The organism is Paracraurococcus ruber (assembly GCF_004353985.1).
Lineage (GTDB): Bacteria > Pseudomonadota > Alphaproteobacteria > Acetobacterales > Acetobacteraceae > Paracraurococcus > Paracraurococcus ruber.
This window is the reverse complement of sequence record NZ_SMOA01000579.1, coordinates 1-1274: the sequence shown is the minus strand read 5'-3', so window position 1 is coordinate 1274 and position 1274 is coordinate 1. Positions and strand designations below refer to the sequence as shown.

Below are 1274 nucleotides of genomic sequence, written 5' to 3'. Positions count from 1 at the left end.
GGCCGATGCCCTGGCCGCGGCGCTCGGCCTGCCGCGGCTGGCCCGCGCCGACCTGCCGGCCGCGCCGCCGCTGCTCGACCGCCTCGCCCCCCGCTTCCTCCGCCGGGCCCGGGCCTGGCCGGTGCGGGCGGAGGGCGGGACGCTGCTGCTCGCCCTCGCCGATCCGCTGGACGGCTTCGCCGCCCAGGCCGCCGCCCTCGCCACCGGCCTCGCCGTCGCGCCCGCGGTCGCCGATCCGGCGGCCATCGCCGCCGCTCTCGCCCGGCTCGACCAGGCCGCCCCGGCCGAGGCCGCGGCGCCCGAGGCCGCCACCGGGTCGGAGGATGCCGCCCGGCTGCGCGACCAGGCGAGCGAGGCGCCGGTCATCCGGCACGTCAACGCCATGATCCTGGACGCGGTGGAGCGTGGGGCGTCGGACATCCATCTCGAGGCGACCGAGACCGGGCTGCGCACCCGGCTGCGGATCGACGGCGTGCTGCAGGATGCCGGCGCGGTCCCGGCCGCGCTCGGCACCGGCGTGCTCTCCCGGCTCAAGATCATGGCCCGGCTCGATGTCGCGGAGCGGCGGCTGCCGCAGGACGGCAGGCTGCGGCTGGCGGTGCGCGGGCGGGACATCGACCTGCGCCTGTCCATCATCCCGGCGCTGGACGGCGAGGGCGCGGTGCTGCGCATCCTCGACCGCGGCACCGTCGCGCTGGATTTCGACGCGCTCGGCTTCACCGCCGGGGAGCAGGCGGCGGTCGGCGCCATGCTGGCCGAGACCAGCCGCCTCGTCCTCGTCACCGGCCCGACCGGCAGCGGCAAGACCACCACGCTCTATGCCGCGCTCGGCACGGTGGACCGGCAGCGGCTGAAGGTCGTGACCATCGAGGACCCGGTGGAGGTCCGGCTGGACGGCGTCAGCCAGGTGCAGGTGCGGCCGCAGATCGGCTTCGGCTTCGCCGAGGCGCTGCGCGCCATGCTGCGGCACGACCCGGACGTGGTGCTGGTGGGCGAGATCCGCGACCCCGCGACGGCCGAGGCGGCGGCGCAGGCGGCGCTGACCGGCCATCTCGTGCTGGCGACCCTGCACACCAACGACGCGCCCTCGGCCGTCACCCGGCTGATGGATCTCGGCCTGCCGGACTACCTGATCGCCTCGGTGCTGCGCGGCGTGCTGGCGCAGCGGCTGGTCCGCCGGCTCTGCCCCGCCTGCCGGGAGGCGCATGCGCCGCCGCCCGAGCTCGCGGCGCGGCTCGGCCTCGCGCCCGGGCCGGTCTGGCGGCCGCGCGGCT

General features: G+C 78.1%; 1 protein-coding gene. It reads left to right on the top strand.

Annotated elements, in window-relative coordinates; all coding sequences use genetic code 11:
- Positions 1 to 1274 (top strand): GspE/PulE family protein (locus E2C05_RS31875; protein ID WP_133223607.1); only part of this gene is annotated, 1274 nt, incomplete at both ends.